Here is a 19,962-nt window from a genome sequence, read left to right as displayed (position 1 = left end):
AGCTTAGTCGTTGCTCAGAGGGTAAAAAAGCAGTTCTATTAAACTCTTTGTTCAAAAAAGAAGAACAATTGTGACCCCTCAAGCACCGCGATCTGCACATAAGTCATTGAATTGAAATGAAAATGTGGGATGCGGGATAACCCTTAATGCGAAGGTGTGACGGCTGGCGCGGCAAAAAATTCCTGCCTTGACGCGCCGGGATTGTTGCGTCGCATTACAGACACCGGGATTCCCCTCCCCCCAACCCCCCATGTGGCGGCTAAACATTCGGCGTGGATGGTCGTTGATGCAGGTACGGGCGGCGTTTTCCGCCCCTTGCAGCAGGAAGGTCATCATGTCCATCACCACCGCTTCCATCGCCCGTTTCGAGATTGACGGCGTCGCTTATCAGGCGAGGCTGTTTGCCATGCCGTTCCACGTGCCGGAAAACGGCCGCGTGCGCGCACATGCGATCGGGCGTCCGGACATGCCGTTCAGCGGTGTGCACGTGCTCGCCGGATGGCTGAAAGAGCGCGTGTTGCCGGAAGGCGTGGGCCTGGTGATGGCCGATCGCCTGTTCTCGCACGGCGCGGTGGAGCAGTGGTCGGGCGCCGACGGCGCGCGTGCGGCCAAGGTGCTGTCGCAGGTGGCGCTCGGCAGCAAGAGCAGCCATCGCCTGTGGCGCAACACCGTGGCGGGTGGTTTCCGTGACGAGACGGCGTTCTTCCTGGGGGCTGCCTTCGTGCAGACCGACGCCGCCGTCGACGACATCCGCCTGCTGGGCGACCTGATTCCGGCGGCCGAGTGGTCCAGCGTGGCCGATGCCGCCTCGACGATGATGGGGCTGCATCTGTATCGCCCCGACGAGCCCGAAACGCTGGTCAGTTGCGCGCTGCTGGCGCCGTCGTGGACGGAAGCCGCCGTGGAGCGCGCCGATGGCTACCGCGCGCTCACGCTGCTGCATTCCTTTACCGAAGACGATGAGGTCATCCACGTCGACATCGAACTGCTGCCGCCGGGCCAGGTGGTGCTGCAAGTGGAGTCGTGCTCGACGCGTTTTTCCGCGCGCTTCGACCCGGCGCTCCTAGGCCGCGACATGACCGATGCATTGCTGCGCGACGCGCTCGCTCTGCAACACGGCGATCGGAGCAGCCTCCACTAAGCTTGCCGGCGGCTTTCGCTGGAGCGTTGCACGACGCTACAAGTCGCTGCACGGCGCGCACTTCCACGGCATCATCTCGGCTTTCTGTTTTCGAAGCGCTGCCGCCCCGACGGGCGCGCGGCGCATTCGCATGCCTGCCTTTGCCGTCATCCTCTTCACGCTGACGCTCGATGCCATGGGCGTCGGGCTGATCCTGCCCATCCTGCCGAGCCTGCTGCGCGAGCTGGATCACACGGGCGACATCGCATTCGAATTCGGCCTGCTCATCGCGGCGTACGCGGCGATGCAGTTTGTCTTTGCGCCGATCCTTGGTGCGCTGGCGGACCGTTATGGGCGCCGGCCGGTGCTGCTGGTGTCGCTGGCGGGCGCGGCGGTCGATTACCTCGTCATGGCACTGTCGCCGCATGCGTGGGTGCTGTACGTCGGCCGCGTGGTGGCGGGCATCACCGGTGCCAACTATGCGGTGGCGACGGCGTACATCGCCGACATCACCGCGCCGGCCGATCGCGCGCGCCGTTACGGGCTGATGAACGCGTGCTTCGGCCTCGGGTTCATCGCCGGGCCGGCGTTGGGCGGGCTGCTCGGCGACTGGTGGCTGCGTGCGCCGTTCCTGCTGGCGGCGGCGCTCAATGGCGTCAATTTTTTGGTGGCGTGCTTCGCGTTGCCGGAATCGCGCCGCGCTGAACGGGCGCCGTTTGCCTGGCGTGCGCTGCTGCCCGTGCAATCGCTGCGCCGTGTGGCGCGTGTACCGACGCTGTTGCCGTTGCTGGCTGTGCTGGCCATCATCGAAATCGTTGGGCAGATTCCGCAAACGCTGTGGGTCATTCACGGCGAAGCGCACTTCGGTTGGGACACGCGCGCCGCCGGCTTGTCACTGGCGGCTTACGGGCTGATGCATGCGCTGGCGCAGGCATTCCTGACCGGGCCGATTTCCCGCGCGCTGGGTGAGCGCCGCGCCGTCGTGGCGAGCGTGATGATGGATGTCGCGGGCTTTGCGGCGATGGCGTGGATCAGCGCCGGTTGGATGGTCTATCCGACCATGGTGCTGCTGTGCATGGCCGAGATCGGCATGCCTGCGCTGCAGGCGATGCTCTCGCGCCAGGTGGGCGAGCATGAGCAGGGCGAATTGCAGGGCGCGCTGGCCAGCCTCGCCAGCGTGGCCGCCATGATCGGGCCGCTGGCGGCCACAGCGTTTTATGCGTTGACAGCGCCGGTGTGGTCCGGCGCGGTCTGGCTGATGGGCGCGCTGCTGAACGGCGCATGCCTCATGTTGCTGATGGGCGGCGCAGCCAGGCGCGCCGCCCGGACATAGCGCCGTTTACTTGGCCGCAGCATTCCACGGATACGCCAGCCACGCATCGAAGCGCTTGGCGAACTCCCCGCTCTCTGCGGTCTGCCGCAGCCACTGGTCGACGAAGTTCTTGAACACCACGTCGCGCGGCAGCAGGTAGGCCTTTTCGGAGAAATCGAACGGCGCTTCCGGATGCACGGCGCACAGTTCCGGGTGCAGCTTCTGCTGCAGTTTCGTTTCCACCGCGTCGGTCATCATGAGGTCTGCGCGGCCGGCGACGATCTCGTTGAAGATCGTCACGTTGTCCGGATACACGCGAATCTGCGCCTGCTTCAGGTGCTCGCGCGCGAATTTTTCGTTGGTGCCGCCCGGGTTGACCACGGCACGCACATTCGGCTGGTCGATCTGCGCCAGCGTCTGATACTTCGACTGGTTCTCGCAGCGCGTGATCGGCGTCTTGCCGTCGCGCTGATACGGGATCGAATAGAACGCCTTTTTCTGCCGCTCCAGCGTGACCGACACCCCGCTCATGGCAATGTCGTAGCGGTCGGCCGCGAAGTCCTGCATCAGCGTCGACCACGTGGTCGGCACGATTTCCAGCTTCACGCCGAGTGCCTTGGCAAGGCGTTCGCCCATCTCGACGTCCAGGCCGATGAAGCGGCCATCGGCGGGGTTCTTGTAGGTAAAGGGCTTGTAGTCGCCGGTGGTGCCGACGCGCAGTGTGCCGCGCGCGATAATTTCGTCGAGACGGTTGCCGCCGGGTTGGCGGCCGTGGTTTGCGCCAAGGCGGGTGCCGCGGCGCAGGCACACAGCAGCAGGGCGCTGGTGCGGATGAAACGGTTGAACATGGAATCCCCTCCAGAGAAATCAAAAGGCGCGGCCGCCCGGTCACCCGGGCCGGTCGCGCCCATCTCAACGCCGGCTTACTGGCCCGACGCCTTGTTCCATTGCAGCGCGTTGAGCACCGCCAGCGACATCGCGGTCACGCCCGTCTTGATGGACGGCTCCGGCACGGGCGCGAACAGCGGCGAATGATTGGTCGGCAGCGGCTTGGCGCCAGGCTTGAGCGAGGCGAAGAACGTCTGCGGATCATTCACGCCGATGAAGAAGAACATCGACGGGATGCCCGCGTCAACAAACGCCGAGAAATCTTCGCTGGCCGTGATGGGCGGCACGCGCACGACGCGGTCGTTGCCGAAGGCGGTCTTGAACATCGCCTCGGTGCGCGCAACGACCGTGGGGTCGTTGTTGACCGCCTTGCCGCCCTCGGTGATCTTGATGTCGGCGTCCGGCGCGCCCGACATTTCGGTGACGGCCTTGGCCGTGCGGCGGATACCGTCGAGCATCTTCTGACGCACCGCCGGCTTGTACGAGCGGATCGTGCCGCGCAGCAGCACGCTGTCGGGAATGATGTTCTCGGCGCTGCCGCCCTGGATGGCGCCGATGCTCACCACGCCGAATTCTTGCGGATCTTTCTCGCGGCTGATCACGCTTTGCAGGTCGACCACGAAGCGCGCCGCCATCATCACGGGGTCGATGGTCTTGTCAGGCGCAGAGCCATGGCCGCCGCGGCCCTTGAACGTGATTTCCAGCCCGTCGGAGTTGGAGGTGATCGGGCCGCTGTTGAAGACGATGGAGCCGTACGGCCCCGGGCCGGTGTGCAGCGCAAACGCGTAGTCGGGCTTGGGGAAGCGCTTGAAGAAGCCGTCGTCGATCATGCTTTGCGCGCCCGATACGGTTTCTTCGGCAGGCTGTGCCACGAACACCAGCGTCCCGTGCCAGCGATCCTTGAGCGACATCAGCGTCTTGGCCGTGCCGACCCACGACGCCATGTGCACGTCGTGCCCGCAGCTATGCGCCACGCCGACGTCCTCGCCGCGCCATTTCGTGTGGACGTGGCTTGCGTAGGGCAGGCCGGTTTTCTCTTCCATCGGCAGGGCGTCGAGTTCCGTACGCACCAGGATCGTCGGGCCCGCCCCATTGCGATAGACCGCCACCACGCCGGTCTTGCCGACATGCTCCGTCACGTCAAAGCCGATCTTGCGCATCTGCTCGGCCAGCTTGGCCGCCGTGCGGGTTTCCTGGAACGCCAACTCGGGATGCGCATGGATGTCTTTGTAGAGCAGGTCGAGCTGGCCGTATTCCGCATTGACCGCCGCGTCCACCGCCGGCTTGATCTGCGCCACGTCGATTCCCCCGGGGGCGGCTGACGCAGCTTGTGCAGGCGTGGAAGACGCTCCACCGGAGCTGAACGGAATCTGTGCGAATGCCGGCAAGGCTGCACCGGCCAGCAGCCAGGCGAGCGCAGTACGTTTCAACCGGATGGGGGGCGTGATCATGGGGTCTCCTGTCGTTGTGGTGGTGCCAACAAAGTCGTTGCTTCGTCAATCGAATCGATTATGCAACGTGATTCATGGCATGTGCACCCGGGGGCATCCCCAAGTCGGACATTGCAATGTTGGCGAGAACGCGCCTCGGGGGCGAGCGCCAGGCTTGGCACCCGGTAGGCGCTTTCCTAGACTGGGTCAGGTGTGCTGTTCCAGTGAATCGAAGATCGAAACGCGGATGAACCCGACGACGTCCTGTCTACAGCTAGCGTTTCGCGATGCCCCGCCCGGTGAGACGGCGATTCGTGCGGCGCTGGAAGCCGCGCAGCGGGTGCTCGAACGAAGTGGCGTGCCCCCGCGCGAGGCGTTTGCGGCCTACCAGGCCTTCGCGAGCGGGGCGGGGAGCCCCGACACGCTTGCGCTGACGTTCGCCCGGGCGGAAGCGGAGGCCATGGACACATTGGCCGCGCACGGCTACGCCCGCTACGGCTCGGTCAGCCTGGCGGCGCTCTAAGCGCCTGCGGTGGCCGCGCGTTTCTGTTTCAGACTTCCGCTGTCTTGCCGCCCAGCCGCCGTGCCGTCTCCGACACATGGCGATGGATGCGCGCGAGAAAATCGATCTCCGCAGCGCGTGTCGGCGAATGCCCGAGCGCTTGCGAGAGATGCGTCGCCACGAACGACGACTGCGGCGCGAGCATGCTGATCAGCCGCAGCAACTCGCGGCGCGCCTGGCTGGCGTCGTAGCCGAGGTGATCAGCCAGGGACAGCAGCGCGTCTTGGTCGATGGCGTCATAGCGGGCTTGTGCATCCGGCGACAGTTCATCGGCATTCCATTCGTTGGCGTAGACCGCTGCGCAGAACAGGTGATCGTGCGCCGCGAGGCGGATGCCGTCCGCACCGATGTGGAAATGCAGCGTGCCGGCCGAGGCGTTGCGCCCGCCGATCAGCAGGCAGAACACCATCCAGCGGAACAGCGCGGCCGTGGCGGAAGCCGGGTCTGCGCACAGACTTGCGCATTCTGCGAGCTGCTCGACGGTGATCGGCAGGAACCGGTGCTTGGGCGAGAGCCCCAGCAATTGCACCGCCGAGACGACATAGCGCGCCTGCACCAGCGCGGTGTCGTCGCTCTTGCAGCGTAGCGTGCGATCAAGGCGCTGCACCACGGCGGCGGTTTCCGGAAACTGCCGCAGGCCGATGAACGGCGTGTCCAGACCGATGCTGCGGCCCAGCAGCGTGGCCCAGCAGTGATTGATGGTGGCATAAGGAAGTTGCGCGCCTTCACCCAGATCCAGCCGGACGAAATGGCTCGATTGCGCGGCATTGGCCGGCGCGGAAAATCGCCCAAGCCACATCGACACGGGCAAGCCATTCGAAGCCAGGAAGGGCAGGCTGATTTCTTCGGACGCCGCCGCACCATCGGTACCGTAGCGTGCGCGCGGTTCCGCCACCCGCAGCGGCGTGCTGCGGGGCGGCCGCCCGACGGTTTGCTGGAACTGCAGCACGAGATCCCGTTCGGACAGCCCGTCGGCGCGGCCGCTGCAGGGCTTGAGCCCGCTCGGCACCAGCGTCAGCGGGCCGTCCAGATGCGGCGCGGCTTGCGCGAGATGCTCGAGCGCGGCGGCAGCAGCCTTGGGGGTGTTGCGTGCCGGTTCGGGCAGCAGGTATTCAAAGAAGTGGCGCACCGGCTGGGCTTTTGCCGTATCGGCGATATTGCCGGCGGTACGTGGCAGGTGCGGGCTCAGATCAAAGCCCTGCGACGAAGTCTGCCAGCGGGAATCGTATTCGAACGCCCAACCGCTGCGGCCGCACGATAGCTGACCGATCAGATGCTTATTCAGGTAGACGTCCAGCATGCGCGTATCCAACGTATTTGATGGAGCGTGCTTAGTCGGCTGTGCAGCGGAGAACCCGCCGGCAATTGGGAATTCGGCTGCTATTCAGCAAATATGCCGTTCCCTTGCACGCCCCTCATCGACCGAGGGCGAGCATAACAAAGAAAATCTGTGCAACGCGCGTAGATATCCGGAATCGATGATGCAATTTTCTCAAATCGGATTATCGGATCGTTAAGATCGAGTGCGCGCGAGGCGATGTTTCAGGCGTCTACTTCAGTTTTGAAGATTTTTTAAATCGAGCTGCGGAGCCAATGCCAGCGCCGTTGAATAAATTGCACGAGGACCGCGACGACATGGCATTCATTACAAATTCCGGATTTAACGCCGTCGCAATATGGGGGCAGCGATGACATCGCCGCATTGCTGGAGAATTCAACTGCGGTTTTAAGCATCGGCTTCAAGTGGATTTTGCGCAAGTCACGGCGCCCCGAACCGCCGGGGCGCTCACTCGGCCATTCAGCGGCCGGAACGCAAAAGCGAATCTTTTTCGCTTGCGGCTGGGGTCGCATTTGCATCGGCTTTTTTACCTGGCGCGAATACGCCTGTCGACAGCGACGTCCCGAGCAGGATCACGGCGCAGCCGATCACCATGTTCAGCGTCAATTGCTCGCCCAGGAACAGGATGCCCCACAGCACGCCGAACACCGGGATCAGGAAGGTGACCGACACGGCGCGTGTCGGCCCCACATGCGCGACCAGTCGGAAGAACAGGATGTAGGCGACGCCCGTGCAGGCGATACCCAGTGCGATGACGTGCAGCCACACGCTGCCGGTGGGCGTCTGCCCGGGCCACAGCCAGTAAGCCAGCGGGGCGAGCACGATCGTGGCGGCCAATTGGCTGCCGGTCGCCACGGCCAGCGGCGGCACGCCGGTCAGGAAGCGCTTGGTGTAGCTGCTGGCCACGCCGTACAGCACGGTAGCCGACAGCGCCGCGGCCACAGCCACGCCGCCTTGCTTTGCATCGATGACAGACGACCCACCCACCAGCACGATCACGCCGATGAAGCCGATCGCCAATCCCAGCACGCGCAGCGACGACATCCGCTCGCCCAGCCACGTGAACGCGACGATGGCCGCAAACAACGGCGCCGCCGCATTGAGCACCGAGGTAAAGCCCGCCGTGAGCGTGAGTTCGGCATAGGCGAACAGGCAGAACGGGATGGCCGAATTCAGCACGCCCACGGCCAGCAGATGCGGCCAGTGCGTGCGCAGCGCCCCCATGCCACCGCGCAAAGCAAGCGTCGGGACAAGGAAGCACGACGCAATCGCCACGCGCAGCGCGATGAGCGCAACGGGCCCGAAGGGCGGTGCGGCCACGCGCATGAACAGGAAGGAGCCGCCCCATAGGGCAGCGAGGGTGAGGAGTTCGAACACATCGGAGCGGCGCATGAAGGGGGTCTCGTTATCGTTGTGGGGTGGCGTGCGCGCATTGTCCGCGCGATTTTGTTTTTATGCAGACACCAGCGCCAGCAAGCCTTGGCGATCGTCGCCGGGCATGGGCAGGCGTTCGCCAACCTGCGCGGGGTGTCCTTCGATCCGCAGCAGCGCGGCCTTGCGTGGCAACCCACCGGCATAGCCTGTGAGCGCACCGTCGGCGCCCACCACGCGGTGACACGGGATGGCAATCGAAATCGGGTTGCGGCCCACGGCGGTGCCCACCGCCCGCGCATGTTCGCGCGTGAGCCCGAGGCGGGCCGTGATCTGGCCGTAGGTGGTGCGACTGCCGAATGCGATGTCGCACAGCAGGCGCCAGACGTCCTGCTGAAACGGCGTACCTTCGGGCGCCATCGGCAGATCGAAGTCGTGCAGCTTGCCGGCAAAGTAGGCGGTGAACTGCGCCTGCGCCTCACGGATGACCGCGACGTCTGCACCCGCCGCCATGCGCGCGGCATTCACGGGAATCGTCTTCTGCCCGGGAAAGAACGCGCCGGTCAGGTGTGTGTCGGTGGCGGTCAGCAGCAGATCGCCGAGGGGGCAGGCAAAGGTGTGGCGGTACATGGCGGTCGACGCGTCAATCAATGCGACGCAGATTGGGTGAACGCATCCTCGCGGTGCCAGAGATGCATGGCGGCATACGCGCGCCACGGCGCCCAGGGCTCGGCGCGCTCGACCATGGCGCGGCGCGTGGGCAGCGTGCCGTTGCTGTCTGCAAGGCGTTTGCGCAAGACGTAGTCGCCCAGCGGAAATGCATTCGGCCAGCCCAGCGCGCGCATGGCGACGTATTGCGCGGTCCATTCGCCGACACCGGGCAGCGCTTGCAGGGCAGCCAGCGTGGGCGCGAGCGGCACCAGCGGTTCGAGCCGCAGGCTGCCGCTATCGATGGCGCGGGCCAGTTCGACGACGGCGGCAGCGCGGCTGGCCTGCAGACCTGTCTGCGCCGACAGCGCCTGCGCATCGATGTTCGCCAGTGCCGCAGCGCTCGGAAATGCGGTGGACAACCCCTCGCGCGGTTGCTGCAACGGCACGCCATATACGGCAGTCATGCGACCGAGAATGCGCCGTGCCTGCGCCAGCGAAATCACCTGCCCTGCGATGGCGCGCACCGCAATTTCGAAGCCGTCCACGGCGCCCGGCACGCGCAGGCCGGGCGTCTCGGCAGCAAGCGTGCCGAGGTGCGCATCGACCAGATCGGGGCGGCAATCGAGGTCGAACAGCCGTCGCGCGCGTGCCAGCACGGGCGGCATGGCGTGCAGCAGGCTGGGCGACAGCGTGAGCGCAACCGCGTGGCGTTGCGGCACATTGCGCGCATGCAGCCAGCCAGTGTGTCGTACGCCGCCGTAGTCGACGGTGATCGTGCGTGCGTAGCTGTCGGTGTCGACCACTTCGACGCCGTCCACGGCACGGGCGCGCAGAAATTCGAGCAACGCCTGCCACGCAAACGGCGGGCGGTAGCCGAGCATGAGCGTAGGCCCGTCTTCGGTGCGCGGCGCCGTCGTGCGCGAGCGCAGACGTGTGGGCGCAAAGCCGTAATGCTCGTTAAAGCCGCTGTTCAGCCGTCGGACGCTTCCGAAGCCGGCCGCAAAGGCCACATCGCCGACGGGCATGGCGGTATCGGTCAGCAGCTGCTTGGCGAGCAGCAGACGCTGCGTTTGGGCGTACTCGATGGGCGAGACGTCGAACTCCGCGCGGAAGATGCGGCGTAAGTGGCGATCGGTCACGCCCACGGCTGCGGCCAGCGCGGCAAGATCGTGCTCTTGCAGAAAGCCCTCGTCGATCATGCGCGCGGCGGCGCGTGCAAGGTTGGACGACATCTCCGCCAGGCTGTGGCCCGGTGCCAATTCCGGCCGGCAGCGCAGGCACGGCCGAAAGCCTGCGCGTTCGGCGGCGGCGGCCGTGTTGAAGAAGCGGCAGTTCTTTTCCAGCGGCGTGCGGACCGCGCAAACGGGGCGGCAATATACGCCGGTGGATGTCACACCGACGAAGAACCAGCCGTCGAAACGACGGTCGCGCGATTGCACGGCGTGGTAGCAGGCGTTGTGGTCGAGATGCATGGTGGTGATCGGGGAAGCTGGCAGCTAGTCTAGCCCTGTCGGGTCGTGCAGATTCGCCGGATTCGGACACATCCCTCGATGCCAAAAACGCGGCATCTCGGCACAATTGCGAACACAACAACACATCGGGAGATCGGCATGTCCAAGACCATCGTCATCACCGGCGGGAGCCGCGGGATCGGTCGCGCCACGGCAGTGCTGTGTGCGCAACGCGGGTGGTCTGTCGCACTGCAATATCGCGGCAACCGGCAGGCGGCGGAAGAGACGGTCGGCCTCATCGAACAGGCCGGCGGCCACGCGCTGGCGGTGCAGGGCGATGTGTCGAGCGACGAAGATGTGATTGCCCTGTTCGACGCTGCGGCCGGACGCTTTGGCGCGCTGCACGGCGTCGTCAACAACGCCGGCATCGTGGCTGAGGCGCAGGACGTGGCCGACATGACCACGCACCGGCTGCGCACGATGTTCGAGACCAATGTGCTGGGAGCCTTTCTGGTGGCGCGCGAGGCGGCGCGGCGCCTGTCGACGTCGCGCGGCGGCGTGGGCGGCTCAGTGGTGAACGTGTCGTCGGCGGCGTCGCGGCTGGGGTCGCCGCACGAATATGTCGACTACGCTGCCTCCAAGGGTGCCGTCGATACGATGACGCTGGGATTGGCCCGTGAACTCGGGCGCGATGGCGTGCGCGTCAATGCCGTGCGCCCCGGCTTGATAGAGACCGATATCCACGCCTCAGGCGGCCAGCCCGACCGCGCTCAGCGCCTGGGCAGCGCCACGCCCATCGGCCGCCCCGGCACGCCGCGGGAAGTGGCTGAGACCATCGTCTGGCTGCTCTCCGATGCGGCGTCGTACGTGACGGGGGCGCTGCTGGATTGCGCGGGTGGGCGCTGACGGGGTGATCAGGCGTCGGCCCCGGCGCGGAAGGTGTCGCACTGGCGAAGGTCGCCGCCGTCGAAGCCCTGGCGGAACCAGTGCATGCGCTGCTCCGACGTGCCGTGCGTGAAGGCATCGGGCGTGACGCTGCGGCCGGCGTTGCGCTGCAAGGTGTCGTCGCCGATGGCGTGTGCGGCGGTGAGCGCCTGTTCCAGGTCGCCGCGCTCCAGCAGGCCGCGTTGCTGCGCATAGTGGCCCCACACGCCGGCCAGGCAATCGGCCTGCAGCTCCAGCTTGACCGACAGCGCATTCGCCCCGGCCTGCGATTTACCGGCCTGCGCGCGGCTGACCTTTTCCGACACGCCCAGCAGGTTCTGCACATGGTGGCCCACCTCGTGCGCGACGACGTACGCGGCGGCAAAGTCGCCGGGCGCGCCAAACTTGCGGCGCAGTTCGTCGAAGAAGCCGAGGTCGAGATAGACCTTCGTATCAGCGGGGCAATAGAACGGGCCGACGGCCGAGGTGGCATCGCCGCAACCTGAGCGGATGCCCTGGCGGAACAGCACGAGCTTGGGCGGCTGATACGCGCGGCCGGCTTGCTTGAACAGTTGCGTCCACGTGTCTTCGGTGTCGCCGAGCACGTGCGAAACCAATTGCTTGCTGCGGTCGTTGTCGGTCTCCCCAGTGGGCCGCGCCGGGCTGTGCTGCGCGGATTGCGTCGGCGCATTCTGCGACACCTGCATCACCATGCTGAGGATTTCCAGCGGGTTCTTGCCCATCAGCAAGCCCACCACGGCCACGATAGCGATACCGCCGATGCCGAGCCGCATGCCGCCACCACCGAAGCCGCCGCCCGAGGATGCGCGCTCATCCTCCACGTTGTTGCTTTCGCGCATGTCATCCCAACGCACGATGTTCTCCTTGAGGGGCCTGTGAGGCAGTAGGGCAGGGTGGGGCCGGGCGTCACACCCGGTAAACTTTGCAAAGTCTACCTGCTGTACATACGTTCGGGCATGCCGCCGCGCTGCCGAATCGTCTGCATGCAGCGCCGGCGCCAGCCTTGGCAAGGGCTGGCGGCGATTTGCGGCACCGCACCAAGTCCGGCAGGAAACTTGCTAACCAAGGCTGCTCATCCTCCGTCCGGCTGTCACACAGGTGACATGCGGCGGTTACCGAATAACGATCGGCAGAAGATGACGCTGCCGCTCCATGATCTCGAGTTCTCACCATGCGCTTGCCCGCTTCGATCACTGCTCAACCACCCGCCGCCACGGAGCCGTCGCATTTGGCTGCTACCCACGTTGATCCGACCGAGGTGTCGGACGTGGAGCAGGCGCCTGCAGAGCGCAAGCCGTGGTGGGCACGCGTGTCGGGTGCCGTGATAGGCGGCGCGTTCAGCAGTGTTGCGGCCGCGTTGATTGCCGTGACCGGGGCGATCTACGTTGGGATGTACCACGCGCCCTGGGTGAAGAGCCTCGCCGGCCACACGCCGACGGCCGCGCAGGCCGGCGATGCGATGAGCGTTGCCATGGCAGCGGGCCCAGCCAATGCCGCCACGCCGGCGCCGACCGCTGCACCTGCGCCCGCGGACGCTTCGTCGCAGCCTGCATCGCCCGACCGGGTTGCGGCAGCGCGTGACCGGATGGAGCAACGCGTCTACTCGCAAGTGCAGCAGCCCCGCGCCCGCACCGTAGCCGAACGCGAAACGATCGAAGACAACGATGCGCCGGCGCCTGCCAATACCCGTCGCCATCATCGCGGCACACGCTACATGCGCCACAGCGCGCCGTTCAATGCGGCCTGGTACAAAGGCGCCTGATCGGCCCCCCAGGAAAAAGGGAACGACGCAGCATAAAGTGGCGTGACGCTCAGGCAGCGTGCGGTTGCCTGCGACGACGCAGCGCGATGATCGTCAGCGAGATCCCGCTCACCGCGGCGGCCGTCAGCACGTAGTAGCTCGGTGCCAGCGTATCGCCGGTCGTGTGGATCAGCCATGTGACGATGAACGGCGCGAACCCGCCAAACAGCGTCACGCCGAGGCTGTAGCCGAGCGACAGCCCGGTCGAGCGCACGCGCGTGGGGAAGATCTCCGACATCAGCGCCGGCATCGGGCCCGAATACGCGGCCTTGAAGATGCCCGACACGGCTTGCAGCGCCAGCAGCGCACCGATGGTCGGGTACGCGCGCAACAGCGCAAACATCGGGTAGATCAGCAGGATCATCAGCACCGACGTGCTGAGCATGATGCGGATGCGGCCAATGCGATCCGACAGCGCGCCCATCACCGGCGAGAGCAGAAACTGCAGCCCGCCATTGAGCACCACCACCGCGAACGACTGGGCGGCCGGCAGATGCAGCTGCTTGACGGCATACGTCGGCATGTAGAGCTGCAGCACGTACACCGACACCGTGGACTGCGCCACCACGCCCACCGCCAGCAGCAGGTTCGTCCACTGCGCTTTGAACGACGCTTGTGGATCGACCGTCGTCTTCTTCTGCTCGGCGACGAACTCGGGCGTCTCATCCAGATGGCGGCGGATGTAGAAACCCACCGGGCCGACCAGCAACCCGAAGACGAACGGCAACCGCCAGCCCCAGCCTTCCAGATCGGCCGGCGTGAGCGACGCGGTGAGCAGCGCCCCCAGCCCGGCCGCCAGAATCGTGGCAATACCCTGGCTGGCAAATTGCCAGCTGGCGTAGTAGCCGCGCCCGCGCGTGCTGTGCTCGACCATGAAGGCGGTCGCGCTGCCGAATTCACCGCCCACCGCAAAACCCTGCACCAGCCGTGCGAGCAGGATGGTGACGGGTGCGACGATACCGATCTGCTGATAGCTCGGCATCACGGCAATCGCCAGCGTGCCGACGATCATCAGCAGGATCGACAACGTGAGTGCCGCCTTGCGCCCTTTCCTGTCGGCATACATGCCCAGCACGATCGCGCCGACTGGCCGTGTGATGAACGACACGCCAAAGCTGCCCACTGCAAACAGCAGCGACACCCATTCGTCATCGGCCGGAAAGAACAGCTTGCCGATGACCGACGCGAAGAAGCCGTAGACGAGAAAGTCGTACCACTCCAGCGCATTGCCGATCGACGACGAAATGACGATGCGGCGTGCATGCGCTGCACTCGTTGTTGCGGGCCGAGCAGGCGCAGCAGTGCCTGCCGCAGAGGGGGCGGTCATGATGAGGGTTCCTTTGGTGCCGGCCGGGATCGTTTTTATGGAAACTGCAGCGCGTTGCCCGCCCGGTCCGACGGGTCAGCGCGCTGGTGCGGCGGGGCTTTTTTAGAAGCCCACCGCGTGGCCATCGCGGCGGCTGTCGCTGGCCGCTACGTAGCCGTGATCGACGTCGTCCGACAGGCGCCAGATGAACTGGCCGGAGCCGAAATCCATGTACGGATCGGCCACCGATTCGAGCTTGTGCCCACGTGCTTCCAGCGCAGCGACGGTCTTGGCATTCATGGTGCCTTCCACGTCCAGCGTGAAATCGCGGTTGACCTTCCAGCGCGGCGCGTCGCACGCGGCCTGCGGCTGCTGCTTGTAATCGAGCATGCGCACGAGCGTCTGCAGGTGGCCTTGCGGCTGCATGTCGCCGCCCATCACGCCGAAGCTCATCTGCGGCTGGCCGTCCTTGGTCAGGAACGCCGGAATGATGGTGTGGAATGGTCGCTTGCCGCCTTCCACCACGTTGGCCGAACGCGCGTCCATCGAAAAACCGAAGCCGCGGTTCTGCAGGCTGATGCCGGTGCCGGGCACCACCACGCCGGAACCGAAGCCCATGTAGTTGGACTGGATGAACGAGACCATCATGCCGTTCTCGTCAGCGGCCGTCAGGTACACCGTGCCCCCGGCGCGCGGCATGCCGAAGGTCGGCATCTGCGCGCGGCCCATGTCGATGAGCTTGGCGCGTGCATCGAGGTACGCGTCGTCGAGCATCTGCTCGGGCGTGACTTCCATCGAGCGCGGGTCGGCCACGTATTTGTAGAGATCGGCAAACGCCAGCTTCATCGCTTCAATCTGCAGATGCTGCGAATCGGCGGAGTCGACCGGCAGGCCGCCAAGATCGAAGCGATCGAGAATGCCAAGTGCGATGAGCGCGGCAATGCCCTGGCCGTTCGGCGGAATCTCGTGCAGGTCGTAGCCCCGGTAGCGCTTGGTGATCGGCTTGACCCATTCGGGGCGATAGTCGCGCAGGTCTTGTGCGGTCATGCCGCCGCCGCATTCGCGCGAATAGGCGGCGATGCGTTCAGCGAGTTCGCCTTCGTAGAAATCGCGGCCGTTGGTCTGGCCGAGGCGGCGCAGCGTGGCGGCTGCGTCGGGCAGCTTGAACTTCTCGCCAACTTCCGGCGCGCGGCCGTGCGGCATGAAGGCCTGGGCGTAGCCGGGCTGGTTGTGCAGCTCGGGAATGGCCGCCGCCCATTTGTGCGCGACGATGGGCGCGATGGTGTGGCCGCGCTCGGCAATCTCGGCGGCGGGTTCCAGCACGTCGGCAAACGGCAGCTTGCCGAAACGCTCGTGCAACGCAGCCCAGGCGGAGATGGCGCCGGGCACGGTTACCGCGTCCCAGCCGCGCGTGGGGCGCTTGGGGTTGCCGTTGGCGTCTTCGCCGTATTTCTTGCGGAAGTAATCGAGGTTCCAGGCCTGCGGCGCGGTGCCGGAGGCGTTCAGGCCGTGCAGTTCCTTGCCGTCCCAGAGGATTGCGAATGCATCGCTGCCCAGGCCGCACGAGACGGGTTCCACCACGGTCAGCATGGCTGCCGCCGCGATGGCCGCATCCACGGCAGTGCCGCCTGCGAGCAGCATGCGCAGGCCCGCCTGCGCGGCGAGCGGGTGCGAGGTGGACACAACGTTGCGCGCAAACAGCGGAATGCGGACGGTCGGATAAGGGTTTTGCCAATCGAAGTGATGCGACATGGGATTCAAGCCGTGATAAGCGGGAAGGGTTGACGAACGATTATTTGCGGTGCGCTGGATTTAATAAAGTTAAAATTCATTGGATGTTGCTTAAGAAAAACTTGAGAGTCCGCTGCGCATTGCCGTGAGTACCGTCCGCTTTCTCCGCACCTTTGTCGCCGTGGCCCGTCACGGCTCGTTTGCCGCCGCCGCCGAGCGCGTGGCGCTGACGCAGGCCGCGGTGAGCCTGCAGATGCGCGCGCTGGAAAACGAACTGCGCCGTGACCTGTTCGACCGGTCCGGCCGCACTGTCACGCTGAATGCGCACGGCCGCGCGCTGTTGCCGCAAGCCGAGCACCTGCTGGGCCTGTACGACGCCATGCGTATCGGCGATGAACCGCAGACAGAACTGTCCGGCGCGGTGGCGATCGGCGCGGTGGTGTCGGTGATGGGGTCGTTGGCCCATGCGGTGGCGGGGCTCAAACAGGTGCACAAGGGGCTGGACGTCAAGCTCATCACCGGCAAATCGGGCGAGCTGGCGGAGCAGGTGGAAGCGGGCGAGCTGGATGGTGCGCTGGTGGTTGAGCACCTGGAGCGCCTGCCCGCCAACCTCGCGTGGCACCCGCTCTATACCGAGCCGCTGGTGGTGGTGGCGGGCCGCCACACGCGCGGCCGCGCCGAAGAAGTGCTGCGCACCCATCCGTTCCTGCGCTTCGACCGCGCGGTGCGCACGGGCGCGCTCATCGACCGGGCCCTGCGCAAGACGCACATGGCGGTCAACGAGTTCATCGAAGTCAATTCAATCGAGGCGATTGTCGAGCTGGTGCGTCAGCAGGTGGGGGTCACGCTGGTGCCGCGCCTGCGCCGCGCAAGCTGGGAGAGCGATCCCGCCCTGCGGGTGCTGCCCATGCCGCCTCAGACGCCGGTGCGCGCTGTCGGCATGATCGAGCGGAAGGAGCACGTGCGGCACGGTGTGATTCAAGCGGTACTCGATGCGCTCGAAACCACACTTGGCAATTCCAGCGCCTAGACTGGATGCACCCAGACAGGCTCCGGAGACCGCGATGGACGCAATCATTCAACGCTGGCGCGACGAGTTGATCCTGCTCGCCCGCATTCTGATGATGGTGCTGTTCGTGATGTCCGGATGGGGCAAGCTGGCGGGCTTCCACGGCACAGTGGGCTACATGGCCAGCACGGGCGCGCCCATGCCGATGGTGGCCGCTGCGGTTGCCGTCGTCATGGAGTTTGGCGTCGGTATCGCCTTGCTCATCGGGCTGTGGACGCGGCCGCTGGCCATTCTGATGGCGCTGTTCGTGCTCGGCACATCCTTCATCGCGCATTCCTACTGGGATATGGAAGGCGCCATGGAGGCCGCCAACAAGATCCAGTTCTTCAAGAACCTGAGCATCATGGGCGGGCTGTTTCTGTTGGCTGCGGTGGGACCCGGGAAATACGCGGTGCAGAAGTCGTAGTACGCACGTTTAACGCAACGACCGCTGCACCACTACCAAGACGGCAAACACGCCGCATGCCACCGCAAACCAGCTGAAGAGCTGTGTGCCGGCCAGCAGCGTGGCTTGGCGGTCAATCTCGGCGGACAGGCTCGCCAGCCGTTCCGGCGTGAGCGGGCTGGCGGCCTGCAGGTCTGCAGTGAACCGCGTGACATGCGCCACGATGAGCGAGCGCGATTCCGCCTGCTGCGTCTGCAACGACACAGCCGCCAAGCCTGTACCAACCGCCGTCGCAAACTGGCGCGCGATGTTCTTCATCTGGTAGCCGTGCGCAAAATCTTCCCGGTCCAGATCGAGGTAGGTCATCATCGCCACCTGGATCATGACCGCGCCCGGCGTGATGCCTTCCAGCATCGACACGGGGAAGAACGCATAGTCCGGCGCGCCCGGCATCAGGCTCGTCGCCAGCAGCAGCGCTGCTGCCGCATACACGGCAAACCCCATGGCGATGAAGCGGCGCTTGCGGAAGAAGAACGGCAACCAAATCGTCATGACCACGGCCACCACCGTCGACATTGCCCCGCTGATCATCAGGAACAGCGTGGTCGTGCGGAACGTAAAGCCCAGGCCGCCTTGCGACACCGCCGGAAACAGGTACGACCAGTACCCGCTCATCAGGTAATAGACGCCGTAAAAGCCGATGCCCCATAGGTAGCGGCGGCCGTTCAGGCGCGAGAGATCGAGCCACGGGTCAGGGTGCGTGCGCAGGCGGTGGATGGCCAGCAGCACCGAAGCCGTACCACCCAGCAGCAACAGCGGAATCACGGGCGAGGCGGTCAGCCGGCTGTAGCGCAGCTCCGACAGGCCCATCAGGAACGACAGTGCGCCGATGGCCATGGCGCCCACGCCCACCCAGTCCCACTGACTCTCTTCGGGCGGCGCTTCATCGGGGCGGCGCGCGGCGCGTGTGCGCGGCTGATGACGTTCCGGCGGCAGGAAGAACATCGCCACCCAGGCGACGCCGGCCAGCGCCAGTTCGATCCAGAAAATCACGCGCCATTCGCTGTACTCCAGCACCTCGGCGCAGATCCACGGCGCAATGGTGGTCAGTCCGAACAGGCCGACGCTGAACATCAGCATCGGCGGAATGCGCTCGTCGGGCTCCGTTGTGAGCTGCACCAGGATGCGCGACGCCGAGAACAGTCCGCCCGCGCCCAGGCCCTGGATGGTCCGCCCGATCACGAGTTCGCCGATATTGTTGGATTGCGCACACACCAGGCAGCCGATGGCGAACAGCACGATGCCCACCAGCGAATACATCCGGTAGCCCACGTGCGCCGCAATGCGGCCAATGGCGAGGTTGGCGACCACCGCCGCCACGGCATACGCTGTCACGGCGTACAGATACGCCTCGGGGCTCGCATGCACACCGCCCTGGATGTGCTGGCCCGCCACGGCGAACATCTGCGACGAGACGAAATCGAGGCCTGTGGAGAGACCCAGCGCCAGCCCAAAAGCGTGGACCCGCGCCGAAGAAAAGTGTGGAAACGCCCGCAGCGACGCGGGTTTGAGGATTTGCAGCGACATGTGCCCGAGCATAAACTTGCCCGCCAGCCGGATAAACGGCCAACTCTAGGAACACTGTCCAGTCATGCGAACAATGGAGTGGAACGACTGGGAAACCTTCTGCCGCGTGGTGGAAGCCGGCAGCTTCACCGCCGCCGCCGAGGCGCTGGGCATTCCCAAATCGACCGCCAGCGCCGCCGTATCACGGCTGGAAGCTGCACTCGGCGTGCGGCTCATGACGCGCACCACGCGCCAGTTGCGTCTGACCGAAGCGGGCTCGCAGTTCTACGACGACATCGCGCCCCTGTTCGAGCGCCTGCGCGCAGTGCATGCAGACACGACCGCAGCCAGCGAGACCGTGGCCGGCACGTTGCGCATCGCCGCGCCGTACGAAGTCGGTGCACAGCACCTGACCGAACCGGTGTGCCGCACGCTTGAGAAATATCCGCATCTCCAGATCCAGGTGCACATCTCGTGGGAGCAGCCCGACCTGCTCGCCAGCGGCTACGACATCGTCTTCGTGATGGTCGATCAGATGCTGCCGGATTCATCGCTCGTGGCGCGCCGCGTGGTGCTGATCCCGCGCGGTCTGTATGCGTCGCCGACCTTGCTGGCGGAACGCCCCCCGCTCAAGACGCCAGCAGACCTCGCCGGCTGGCCCTGCCTTTCGGGCCCCGACGACGCGAGTTGGCCTTCCGCCCCGTCGGCGAGCCCACGGCCGAGCCGATCGAAGTCCCGATCCAGCCGCGCCTGCAGACGCTGAACGCCGAAATGCGCGCCCGCGCCGCCGTGCGTGGCCTGGGCGTGGCACGCATGGCGCGCTCCGTGGGCGATACGGAAGTCGCGGCAGGCCGGCTCATACGCGTGCTGCCCGACTTCGAGCTGACCGCGCTGCGCGTCTACGCGCTGATGCCGGCTCGCAAGCTGGTGCCGCGCAAGGTGCGCGTGTTTCTGGACGCGCTGGAAGCAGAGGGCGCTTCCGCCACACCGGCCGCCGCCTAGCCGAAGACCGGCGCCGGATGTCACAATCGGCGC

Annotated in this window: 17 protein-coding genes and 2 pseudogenes; 8 read left to right on the top strand and 11 right to left on the bottom strand. The window is 65.8% G+C overall.

Features of this window, described 5'->3' with window-relative positions; all coding sequences use genetic code 11:
- Positions 1 to 78: 78 nt before the first annotated feature.
- Positions 79 to 336: a hypothetical protein gene (locus tag FUT88_RS00475; protein ID WP_147213363.1), complete on the bottom strand. Its 258-nt coding sequence runs from the start codon at positions 334 to 336 to the stop codon at positions 79 to 81.
- Here FUT88_RS00475 and FUT88_RS00470 point away from each other — a divergent pair.
- Positions 335 to 1,141, top strand: coding sequence for a hypothetical protein (locus FUT88_RS00470; protein ID WP_147213362.1), 807 nt, complete (start codon positions 335 to 337; stop codon positions 1,139 to 1,141). The two genes, FUT88_RS00475 and FUT88_RS00470, sit on opposite strands and share 2 nt — an antisense overlap.
- Positions 1,142 to 1,271: 130 nt before the next feature.
- On the top strand, positions 1,272 to 2,453 hold the full coding sequence (gene tet, locus FUT88_RS00465; RefSeq protein ID WP_147213361.1) for a Tet(A)/Tet(B)/Tet(C) family tetracycline efflux MFS transporter: 1,182 nt from the start codon (positions 1,272 to 1,274) through the stop codon (positions 2,451 to 2,453).
- A 6-nt stretch (positions 2,454 to 2,459) separates the two neighbouring features.
- Here the strand turns inward: tet and FUT88_RS00460 are convergent.
- A pseudogene (locus tag FUT88_RS00460) lies at positions 2,460 to 3,280 on the bottom strand (transporter substrate-binding domain-containing protein).
- 75 nt (positions 3,281 to 3,355) lie between these two features.
- The gene (locus FUT88_RS00455) at positions 3,356 to 4,771 is read right to left on the bottom strand and encodes a M20 family metallopeptidase (protein ID WP_147213359.1); all 1,416 of its coding nucleotides are present in this window, start codon (positions 4,769 to 4,771) and stop codon (positions 3,356 to 3,358) included.
- 226 nt (positions 4,772 to 4,997) lie between these two features.
- Between FUT88_RS00455 and FUT88_RS00450 the strand changes: the two genes are divergently transcribed.
- On the top strand, positions 4,998 to 5,273 hold the full coding sequence (locus FUT88_RS00450; RefSeq protein ID WP_012762729.1) for a hypothetical protein: 276 nt from the start codon (positions 4,998 to 5,000) through the stop codon (positions 5,271 to 5,273).
- Between the two features lie 28 nt (positions 5,274 to 5,301).
- Here FUT88_RS00450 and FUT88_RS00445 read toward each other — a convergent pair whose 3' ends face one another.
- The 4 genes from FUT88_RS00445 to FUT88_RS00430 form a co-directional block, all read right to left on the bottom strand.
- Positions 5,302 to 6,612, bottom strand: a complete 1,311-nt coding sequence (locus FUT88_RS00445; protein WP_147213358.1) for a HipA N-terminal domain-containing protein — start codon at positions 6,610 to 6,612, stop codon at positions 5,302 to 5,304.
- A 498-nt stretch (positions 6,613 to 7,110) separates the two neighbouring features.
- A complete protein-coding gene (locus FUT88_RS00440) occupies positions 7,111 to 8,043 on the bottom strand; it encodes a DMT family transporter (RefSeq protein ID WP_147213357.1) in 933 nt (310 codons plus the stop codon).
- Positions 8,044 to 8,103: 60 nt separating this feature from the next.
- Positions 8,104 to 8,652 (bottom strand): methylated-DNA--[protein]-cysteine S-methyltransferase, encoded by a 549-nt coding sequence (locus tag FUT88_RS00435; RefSeq protein WP_147213356.1) that lies wholly within the window; start codon positions 8,650 to 8,652, stop codon positions 8,104 to 8,106.
- 17 nt (positions 8,653 to 8,669) lie between these two features.
- Entirely contained in the window at positions 8,670 to 10,145 is a 1,476-nt protein-coding gene (locus tag FUT88_RS00430) for a DNA-3-methyladenine glycosylase 2 family protein (RefSeq protein WP_147213355.1), read from the bottom strand.
- A 138-nt stretch (positions 10,146 to 10,283) separates the two neighbouring features.
- Between FUT88_RS00430 and FUT88_RS00425 the strand changes: the two genes are divergently transcribed.
- Entirely contained in the window at positions 10,284 to 11,030 is a 747-nt protein-coding gene (locus tag FUT88_RS00425; RefSeq protein WP_147213354.1) for an SDR family oxidoreductase, read from the top strand.
- An 8-nt stretch (positions 11,031 to 11,038) separates the two neighbouring features.
- Here the strand turns inward: FUT88_RS00425 and FUT88_RS00420 are convergent, their stop codons facing one another.
- Complete coding sequence (locus tag FUT88_RS00420; protein WP_147213353.1) at positions 11,039 to 11,923, bottom strand: neutral zinc metallopeptidase; 885 nt, start codon at positions 11,921 to 11,923, stop codon at positions 11,039 to 11,041.
- A gap of 317 nt (positions 11,924 to 12,240) precedes the next feature.
- Between FUT88_RS00420 and FUT88_RS00415 the strand changes: the two genes are divergently transcribed.
- Positions 12,241 to 12,831, top strand: a complete 591-nt coding sequence (locus FUT88_RS00415) for a hypothetical protein (protein ID WP_147213352.1) — start codon at positions 12,241 to 12,243, stop codon at positions 12,829 to 12,831.
- Positions 12,832 to 12,880: 49 nt separating this feature from the next.
- On the opposite strand, the gene FUT88_RS00410 is transcribed toward FUT88_RS00415, so the two are convergent.
- Both FUT88_RS00410 and FUT88_RS00405 read right to left on the bottom strand, forming a co-directional pair.
- Entirely contained in the window at positions 12,881 to 14,197 is a 1,317-nt protein-coding gene (locus FUT88_RS00410) for an MFS transporter (RefSeq protein ID WP_147213351.1), read from the bottom strand.
- 102 nt (positions 14,198 to 14,299) lie between these two features.
- Positions 14,300 to 15,928, bottom strand: a complete 1,629-nt coding sequence (locus FUT88_RS00405; RefSeq protein WP_147213350.1) for a gamma-glutamyltransferase family protein — start codon at positions 15,926 to 15,928, stop codon at positions 14,300 to 14,302.
- 124 nt (positions 15,929 to 16,052) lie between these two features.
- Between FUT88_RS00405 and FUT88_RS00400 the strand changes: the two genes are divergently transcribed.
- Positions 16,053 to 16,937, top strand: coding sequence for a LysR family transcriptional regulator (locus FUT88_RS00400; RefSeq protein WP_147213349.1), 885 nt, complete (start codon positions 16,053 to 16,055; stop codon positions 16,935 to 16,937).
- 34 nt (positions 16,938 to 16,971) lie between these two features.
- On the top strand, positions 16,972 to 17,382 hold the full coding sequence (locus FUT88_RS00395) for a DoxX family protein (protein ID WP_147213348.1): 411 nt from the start codon (positions 16,972 to 16,974) through the stop codon (positions 17,380 to 17,382).
- A 9-nt stretch (positions 17,383 to 17,391) separates the two neighbouring features.
- Here FUT88_RS00395 and FUT88_RS00390 read toward each other — a convergent pair whose 3' ends face one another.
- Positions 17,392 to 18,948 (bottom strand): MFS transporter, encoded by a 1,557-nt coding sequence (locus tag FUT88_RS00390; protein ID WP_147213347.1) that lies wholly within the window; start codon positions 18,946 to 18,948, stop codon positions 17,392 to 17,394.
- 73 nt (positions 18,949 to 19,021) lie between these two features.
- Between FUT88_RS00390 and FUT88_RS27120 the strand changes: the two are divergent.
- Positions 19,022 to 19,929 (top strand): annotated as a pseudogene (locus FUT88_RS27120) (LysR family transcriptional regulator).
- Positions 19,930 to 19,962: the final 33 nt, after the last annotated feature.

Origin of the sequence: Ralstonia sp. TCR112 (assembly GCF_007997035.1) — a bacterium.
Classification (GTDB): domain Bacteria; phylum Pseudomonadota; class Gammaproteobacteria; order Burkholderiales; family Burkholderiaceae; genus Ralstonia; species Ralstonia edaphi.
Note: the sequence above shows the minus strand (reverse complement) of the source record. Positions and strands in the feature narration are given on the sequence as shown.